General features: G+C 69.3%; 8 protein-coding genes. All 8 read right to left on the bottom strand.

Features of this window, described 5'->3' with window-relative positions; translation table 11 throughout:
- Nucleotides 1–192: 192 nt before the first annotated feature.
- Nucleotides 193–501 carry a hypothetical protein gene (locus tag ABT006_RS28355; RefSeq protein WP_350711314.1) on the bottom strand — a complete coding sequence of 103 codons (309 nt, stop codon included), beginning with the start codon at nucleotides 499–501 and terminating at the stop codon, nucleotides 193–195.
- Between the two features lie 32 nt (nucleotides 502–533).
- A complete protein-coding gene (locus ABT006_RS28350; RefSeq protein ID WP_350711312.1) occupies nucleotides 534–956 on the bottom strand; it encodes a YbaB/EbfC family nucleoid-associated protein in 423 nt (140 codons plus the stop codon).
- 67 nt (nucleotides 957–1,023) lie between these two features.
- Entirely contained in the window at nucleotides 1,024–4,104 is a 3,081-nt protein-coding gene (locus ABT006_RS28345) for a hypothetical protein (RefSeq protein ID WP_350711311.1), read from the bottom strand.
- A gap of 2 nt (nucleotides 4,105–4,106) precedes the next feature.
- Entirely contained in the window at nucleotides 4,107–4,478 is a 372-nt protein-coding gene (locus tag ABT006_RS28340; protein WP_350711309.1) for a hypothetical protein, read from the bottom strand.
- 290 nt (nucleotides 4,479–4,768) lie between these two features.
- Nucleotides 4,769–5,056, bottom strand: coding sequence for a WXG100 family type VII secretion target (locus ABT006_RS28335; protein ID WP_350711307.1), 288 nt, complete (start codon nucleotides 5,054–5,056; stop codon nucleotides 4,769–4,771).
- Between the two features lie 70 nt (nucleotides 5,057–5,126).
- Nucleotides 5,127–5,444 carry a WXG100 family type VII secretion target gene (locus tag ABT006_RS28330; RefSeq protein WP_350711305.1) on the bottom strand — a complete coding sequence of 106 codons (318 nt, stop codon included), beginning with the start codon at nucleotides 5,442–5,444 and terminating at the stop codon, nucleotides 5,127–5,129.
- A gap of 118 nt (nucleotides 5,445–5,562) precedes the next feature.
- The gene (eccB, locus tag ABT006_RS28325; protein ID WP_350711303.1) at nucleotides 5,563–6,894 is read right to left on the bottom strand and encodes a type VII secretion protein EccB; all 1,332 of its coding nucleotides are present in this window, start codon (nucleotides 6,892–6,894) and stop codon (nucleotides 5,563–5,565) included.
- Nucleotide 6,895: 1 nt separating this feature from the next.
- The gene (gene eccD, locus ABT006_RS28320) at nucleotides 6,896–8,275 is read right to left on the bottom strand and encodes a type VII secretion integral membrane protein EccD (RefSeq protein ID WP_350711302.1); all 1,380 of its coding nucleotides are present in this window, start codon (nucleotides 8,273–8,275) and stop codon (nucleotides 6,896–6,898) included.
- Nucleotides 8,276–8,304 lie beyond the last annotated feature (29 nt).

The following is an 8,304-nucleotide window of genomic DNA, read 5'->3' as shown; positions in this document are numbered from 1 at the left end:
CTTCGACCGGTGCAACCGCATCCCGGTGAAATTTTCCAGGGCCCGCTTCGACGACTCACTGAGCCCCACGGAAGGAACGGCGGCCTCACCCATCGCCAACGCCCCCTCCCGCCCCCGATCAGGGGCACTCAGTGCACATCACTCGGCGGCGCAGGCCGCCGCCCCAACCCACGACCAACCCGTCCCCGCGGATCAACCCCGCGCGCCACCGCTCATGTCCGGAACCAGATCGTGGACGGTGGCCTCGGTGTTCTCCCCGACACGGCGATAGAGGTCCACCTTGTCGCCCTGGAATCCGGAGGCCTCAATCAGCTTGACGTACGCCGCGAGCACGATGCCCCCGAGCAATTGCTGCGCGGCCTCGCGGGCCTGCAGGCTCAGCTCGTCGTCCGCGGGAACGCCAGCCGCCCACCGGCACTCGGCGATCTCGAGGATCGGGTCCACCGTGCCGGCGAACAGGTGCTCCTTGAACAGGCGCAGCAACGGCACCCGCTGGGCCACGGCGTCCCCGTTGAACTCGTACCGTCGCTCACTCATGACGCCGCCGGCCCGGGCCGCCGGTTGGCACTGCCGGAAACCATGCTGGCGATGCCCTCGACAAGCTCCTCGATGCTCCCGGCCGACTGCGCGGCGTCGTCGAGCTCGGAGAGGTGACGCGTCAGCTCGGCGGCACCGGCCATCGTCTTACGCTGGGCCTTCTCGCGAGCGGTACGCGCCGTCGTCACGATCAGGTCGGCCAGCTCGGGTGGCGCGAGTCGCCGGTAGGCGTCCCCGTTGAAGGTGATCCGGGTGAGCTCGCCGTGCCCACCCACGGTCACCGACAACAGCTTCTTCTTGTCCTCCACGGTGGTCTGCGCCCGAGCCACACGCCGGCGTACCCGGTCGGCCGCCTCCTCGACGTCCTTCAGGGCCGCACGCATCTCGGCCAACAGTTCCTCGTCGCCCAACATGCTCATCCCGATTACCTCCTCTGCTATCCCACGGCTGACATGCGGCACCGGGTTCACATCGGCGCAACAGTGTTCAACGGCCCCGGTACCGGCGGCGTTCGTCCTGGCTGCCGGGGCGCTCGTCGACCGGCATGCCGAACTCGTCGTCCTCGACCCGGGTGTCACGACCGCGCCGGCCGATCACCGCGGGCGCACAGTCGGGGTCGGTACCCCAGACCTTCTCGTCCTCCTTCAGCCAGGTGCTGCGCTGGCGATCACGGTCCTGTCCGGGCTGGGGTGCGCCACCCATGCCCGGCATCATCGGGGGCATGAACGGCATGCCACCGCCCGGCATGCCACCCCCGCCGGGCTGCGGGAGACCAGGGCCGGCACCCGGACCTGAATTCAGGTTGGTCCCGACCGGGCCTCCGACGGGCACCCCCAGCTTGTCCGGGTTCAGCGCCCCGGGCGAGCCGGATACACCCGGCACCGCCGACAGCCCCCCGGTGCCGACCTGCACCCCGGGAACGTGCGGGAAGCTGGCCGAACCGGGTCTCGTGACGTCGCCGAATGCCGGAGGGGTGGTGATGCTCCCGGTCGTACCCGGCTTCGGCGACACGTTCTTGCCGTCGACCGTGGTCGGGAACAAATTCCGGTCCACCGGCGCCGTCGGCCCGGTGTCGGGCCACGGCAACCTGCCCGCGTCCAGGCCCGGTACGGACCCACCCCCGCCGGAACTCCCCGACGGGTTGGGCGGCAGCCCGAGTTTCGCCCGCTCTTCCGGCGACAGAGGGACATCGTCCAGCAGCCCGCCGCGTTGCAGCGCGTCGAGCTGATCCGGACCGAGCTGACCGAGCTTCGTCGCACCCCCCGGCGACAGACCGTTCTTCCGCAGGTAGTCAGCCTGCTCAGCCGTCAGCGGCACATCGTCCAGCAGCCCGGCCCCGTCCAGTTGCCGCAACTGGGACGGCGTCAGGTCACCCAACGACTGCGGCCCGTCCAGGCCGAGCTTCGCCCGCTGGTCACTGGTGAGGGGGGTCTCGTCCAGCAGCCCGCCGCGCGCCAACGCGTCGAGCTGATCCGGACTGAGCTGACCGAGCTTCGTCGCACCCCCCGGCGACAGACCGTTCTTCCGCAGGTAGTCAGCTTGCTCAGCCGTGAGCGGCACATCGTCCAGCAGCCCGGCCTTGTCCAGTTGCCGCAACTGGGACGGCGTCAGGTCACCCAACGACTGCGGCCCGGACGGACTGCGGTTGAGCCCGAAGTTCTTGGTCGGCAGGGAACTGCCCCCACCACCGCCGGTGAACGGGTTCTGCGCGCCACCGCCGACAGACGGTACGACCGGCTCGGGGATCGGAACGGGGGGAAGAAGACTGTTCGCGCCCCCACCACCAGACGGGTTGCCCGCACCGCCTTCGGTGAACGGATTGTCCAAGCTGCCGTTGGCGAACGGATTACCCGCGCCACCGCCGAACGCGGCACCCACGGCGCCATTGTTGGCAAACGGATTACCTGCACCACCAGCCTCGGACGGTTTTTCTGACTTGGACATCAGACTGGCGGGAAAGAGGTTGCTCGCGCCACCGCCAGACGGATTCTCCGCGCCACCGCCGGTGAAAGCGGCACCCAGAGCGCCATTGGCGAACGGATTACCCGCGCCACCACCGGCGCCCGAATTGGGCATCAGGCTGGTGGGGAAGTGAGCGCCCGCGCCGGCCCCGTTGGTAAACGGATTATCCAAGCCACCGCCGTTGGCGAACGGGTTCCCCATGCTGCCGCCGTTGGGGAACTGGTTGCCAAAGTTCGCTCCCACGTTCGCGAACGGATTGCCCACATTCGCGAATGGATTGCCCATGTTCGCGAACGGATTGCCCATGTTCGCGAACGGATTGCCCATGTTCGCGAATGGATTACCGATGTTCGCGAACGGATTGCCCATGTTCGCGAAGGGGTCACCCCAGTTGGCGAAGGGGTTACCCATGTTCCCGAACGGGTTGTTGGGGAATGCGCCGTTGGGCATCCCCACGTCGTTGGGCATCGGATTCGGTGGCACCGGCTTCGGGTCGGTGATGCTCATCGGGTTGCGTGCCTCGGCGAACACCGCCACCAGGTTCTTCGCCGCGAGCACCGCCGGCTCGAAGGTCTCGAGAGCCTTGTCGGCCCACATCTGGCGCAGATGCTGGTCCAGCTTGTTCCACTCGGGGATGCTGAAGGCGTCGAACGGGTGGTACTTCACCCATGCTGGCGGCGTCCACGTGACGGTACCCGCGTCCGATCCACCGAGCTTGGTTCCACGGTATTCCGATCCTTCTCGGTCCCCGGTGTCGGCGTACTGCTGGCCCAGGTCCCAGGCGTTCGACTGGCCATCGTGCAGGTCGCCGTACTCGAGCGTGCTTTCGTTGAACATCGTGGCGATGACCCGGTACGGGTGCTGCCAGATGCCGGCCGGGTGGATCGAGGTCCACTTCTCGAAGGTGTCGCGCACCGCGTCGACGAAGTCCCTCATGGCCTGCTCGACCTGGGCCAGCGAGGTGTCCCACTGCTTGAACTGGGGCATGATGTCGGCGAGGTACTTCTTCGCCTCTTGCACCCGGTGCCGCCAGGCCGATTCGGCGGAGCCCTTGAAGTCGGGGCTCTTGGCGTTCACCGACTTGACCTGATCGGTCAGCTCGCTCGAGATTCCCAGCGCGTGGGTGGTCAGGTTGCCCAGGATCTCGCGGACCGACCCGATCGAGTCCGCGTCGAACGTGGTGTTCGGGCCGGCCACCTTGGGCAGGTCGCTGATCATCCGTTCCCACGCGTTGCCGAGCGAGACGACCGGGTTACCGTCGGCGTTGGTCGAGTTCCCCGGGTCGGTGGTGTTGCGCTCCTGCCCCTGGGGTTTGTCCCTGTTGGTCACGCCCACCCACACCGTCACCCGGGTGATGTGCTTTGTCGCCCCGTCCTGTTTCCAGCGGTAGAAGGTGACCGCGTCCTTGTTGTACTCCGGCATCCACCCGCCGGGGGTGAGTTTCTTGAGCGTGCTCGTCTGGGTGATCAGCCAGTAACCGGGCCCCTTGATGGTCCGCGGTCGGAAGCTGTCGTTGATGGAAGCCTTGTCCCCGCCCTCTCCACCGCCGAGCACCAGCCCCAGAATGCTCGCCAGGGCATCCTCGAACGTCGCGGTGTTCGTCATGACTAACTCCCGGTTTTGGGCATGAAGTACTCGAACTGCTCGGCGCTCAGCGTGCTCGCCTGCTCGATGGCGTCGGAGTCGGCCAGCAGGAACTTGATGCCGAGCTCCAGGTTGTTGATCTCGCTTCGCGCGCCCTTGAAGCGCGCGGCCATGCCCCCCCGGACGACGTCGATCGCCCCCGTGAGATCCTCCGCCTCGGTGAAGCCCTTCCCGCCGAGGCGCAGCTTGAGCGGCTTCGTGATGTCGACCGTCGAATCCGGCAGGGAGCCGTACGGGTAGACCTTGCCGTACATCAGATCGATCTCGTCGACCTGCTTGGTGTAGATGCCGTGCAGCTTCCGCAGGTAGCTCTCGTTGATGACGATGTTCTTCATCGTTTCTTCCTCTCGATGGAGACGGGCCAGCGGGACTCGGCTGTCCTCACCCGACGAAAGCCGGGGTCCGGGCGAGTCCGTGGACAGCGGTGAGCCAGACGCACTGGTCCACCCGGCGGTGCGGTGGACCAGTGCGTCTGACCCGGTATCGGCTCGGCAGGATTGCCGTCCCGACCCCCGTGCGGCGTCAGGTCCGGCTGGGTGCTGCCCTCAGGTAGGTGATCCGTCGCGTCGGTTCCGGTGGACCGGCATCACATGCACTGGTCCAGGACACCGGCGCCAGCGGTCTCCTAACTGAAGATGGCCGCGCCCCGGTTGTCGCCGACAACGTAGTTCTGGACGATTTCCACAAGGCGCGCCTGCCCCATTGCCAGGGCAGCTCGCATTTCCTGCTGACCCTGATTCCACAGCTGCTGAGCGGCCTTGTAGGCTTCGGGCGCCTGGCCGTTGTTGGCTGCGGCGAACCGCGTCACATGGGCCACGAGGTTCTCCAGCGACGCGTCGAGCTCGCGGGTCTCCCTGGTCATGGTGTCGGCGACCGCATGTACCGCAGCGGGATTGATGTTGTAGTTGGCCATCCTCGGCCTCCTTAACGTTCGTCGGTCCGGGTTCTGTCGGCCCGGGTTTCGCGGGTAGGACGCTCGGCGGTCAGGCTGCCGCCCAGCCGCCGGCCCGCATGGCGTTGTCGTCTTCGGTCGTGGTGGTCAGTTGCGAGTACTGCTGCATGTTCTGGTTGAGCATGTTCAGGCCCTGCTGGACCTTCTGGAAGCCGGCCAGCCAGTTGTTGACGGCCTGCTGGAACTTCGGCCCAGCCATGTCGCTCGACCACGAGGCGGCCAGCGCCTGGCTTGCGGCCACGACGTTCGAGTGGCTGTTCCTGGCCTCGCTCTGGGCCTGAGCGAACGCCATGACCATGCCGGAGATGGTCGCCTGATCGGCGACGATCCCGTTGTTGGGGGTTGTCATGACTCTCCTTGTTTGTCATCCGGCGCTGTCGCCGGAAGGTGTGTGATGTGGGGCGCGTCTGCCGCGTCCGCCCGGTGGGCCGGGCCGCGGCAGCGGATCGGTCGGATACCCCGCGGCCTCACCTCCCTTCCGGCCGGACCAGTGCCGGCCCGGGAGGCAGCATGGCGACCAGCGCGGGGGGCATGACCACCGCCTGGTTGAGGGAGTAGCCCAGGGTGGCGACGTCGCCGCCCATGATCGGGTAGGCGATCCCCCGCTCGTTGACCAGCAGGCCCTGCTGCCGCCACCGGTCGGTGTCGGCGGTCGCCGGGGGCATCAGCAACGCTCCCCCGCCCGACGGCACCCGCACCGTCACGGTGGTCTTCCCGCCGCTGCCGCCGGTCGGCATGCCGGTTCCGCTGGCCAGGACGACCGTGGGTTTCTCGTCGGCCTGCCCCGCGTACTCCACGCAGACCACGGCGTCCTCGGGCATGGACGGTGGCACTGGTGGGGTGGCCGGCAGCGTGGTCAGCGGGCGCACCGGACTGCGCTGACCGGCGGCGACCAGATCGGCCGCGGTGATGGCGGTCTCCCTGGCCCCGCCCGGCGTGGCCCGCTGCAACCGGTACTCGGTCTCGGTCAGCGGGGCCAGCCCGTCGGTGGTCATCAGGTAGTGGTTGACCGTGCCGTTGCCCATGTCCACGCCGAACATCTGGCCGATCGACGTCGGCCGGCCGGCCACCCTCGGCCCGGCGCCGCCGGCCCGAGCCACCTTCGGCGGGCCGACCGTGCCGCCCAGCGGGATCGACTCCAGCCAGGCGGTCGCCACCGGCACGGGAGCGAGCAGCCCCAGCCCCAGCACGTCGGCCATCCACGGCTGGGGAAGGAGCAGCCGTCGCCCGCCCCACAGCAGGTAGGTTTTGCCGCCTGCGGTGACCGGCAGCGCATGCCCGTCGCCGAGCGGATCGGGGGCCGCCGGCACGTCGACGTCCAGGACGATCCGGCCGGTGTCCTGGCTACAGGCTCGCCACACGCCCTGGTTGACCCGGTTGGCCGCCGGCAGCACCTGCGGCCCGGTCGGGGTACCCACCGGCGGGCCCTGGGGCACCTTGGCGAGCTTGGACGAGGAGACGGTGACCGGGGTGAGTCGACCGCCGGCCAGCAGGGTGGCCGTCGCCACGTCGTTGACCAGGCGCAGTTGGCCGTCGACCAGCACGTAGCGCGCCCCGGTCGAGGCGTCCACCACCAGCATCCGCGGCTGCTGCCAACTGGTCGAGCCCGATCCCGGCATCAGCGCCCAGATCGCGACCCCGGCCAGCACCAGGATCCCGAGCACGAGACCGGCGAGCGTGCCGGTGCGGTCCCGGCGGGTCGGAGACTCGGCGGTCTCCGGCTCGGCCCGCACCAGCGCACCGGTCACCCGGGTCATCATGTACCGCTGGGCGTCCACCTGGTCACGACGCGACGACATGTCAACCCACCCGCGCCCGGATCACGTCGATCAGGCCGGTGATGACCACGACGGTCGGCCCGAGGGCGGCCACCATCGCGGTGTGCGCCAGGTCGCCCATCCGGCCCCAGATCGGGTTGAACCGCCGGCCGACCGGGATCCTCGCGGCCACCCCGCACGCCACCGCCAGGAGCAGGCAGCAGCCGATGGCCAGTTGGGCGGCGAGCGGACTCCGGTCCGTGGGCGCGGTCAGGCACCAGGTCGCCATGGCGACCAACGCCGGACCGGCCAGCGCCACCCGGTGCCAGATGCTCGTCATCGGGCGGGTGACCAGGATCTGGGCGACGGCGGCCAGCCAGGCGGCCAGCGGTGCGGCCCAGCCGGGCGCCGTCGCCAGCCACACCATCGCGGCTCCGGAGACCAGTCCGAGGGCCGCGTACAGGGCGGTCATGAACTGGTCGGCGGCGGCGGCCCGGGTGAGCACCCCGGCGGCCGGTTCCGGGTCGATGTCCTTCTGCAGGTCCGCCGGTTCGACGGGCATCTCCGGCAGGGCGAACCCGGCGAGCTTGAAGGCCGCCGACGGTACCGCTGGGCGCAGCGCCGTGGTGACGACGACCGTGATCGCGGCGATCGTGGTCCAGTCCAACGTGGCCCTGGTGTGCAGTGCGAACGCGGCGACGACCAGCAGCCAGGCCACCAGCAGGCCGACGGTGACCTGCCGCCAGCCGGTGCGCGGGAAGACGAACGTGGCCACCAGCAACGCGGCGACGGTGCCGGCGGTGGCACCCAAGAAGATCAACCGGGGTACGGAGGCACCGGCGACCGCCTCCAGCGCGGCGACCACCGTACCGACCACACAGGCGGCCCCCAGGACTCCGGCCGTGGCCCGGTCGGCCAGCTTGCGTACCACCGCGAAGCCCGCGACGAAGCACATCCCCGCCATCGCCGCGAGCAGCAGCGGATTCCGGGACTCGGCCGGCCACATCCGCGCGGCGGCCAGCCAGGCGGCCAGCCAGGCGGCCAACAGCAGCAGGGCGGTGACCCGCGTGGTCTGCGGACGCCACAGCCCGGACCGCTTGCGGATGCCGGCCGAGACGCCGTCGACCAGGTCGTCGTAGGCCAGCGGCGGGATCTGGTCGGTACGCGGGCGTACGTGCACGACCTCGCCGTCGAGCAGGTCGAGATCGCCTACGGTGCGCGACTCGTCGAAGGCCGGTCCACCCAGCCGCTGCACAATCCAGCCGCTGTGCTCCAGCCCACGATCGGCGAGGTCCGGTCCCAGCGCGCTCAGCAGGGCCGGCATCATGTCGGCCAACGGGATGTGGGTGGGCAGACTCACGTCGACCTGACTGGTCGGTCCGACGACCAGCAGTCGGCAGAGTTCCCCGCGCTCGGCGCTCATATCCCGAACACGCCTGCACTGTCGCTGGG

It is taken from the genome of Micromonospora sp. NPDC002717, from assembly GCF_040295705.1.
Classification (GTDB): Bacteria; Actinomycetota; Actinomycetes; order Mycobacteriales; family Micromonosporaceae; genus Micromonospora.
This window is presented reverse-complemented; position numbering and strand designations above follow the sequence as displayed.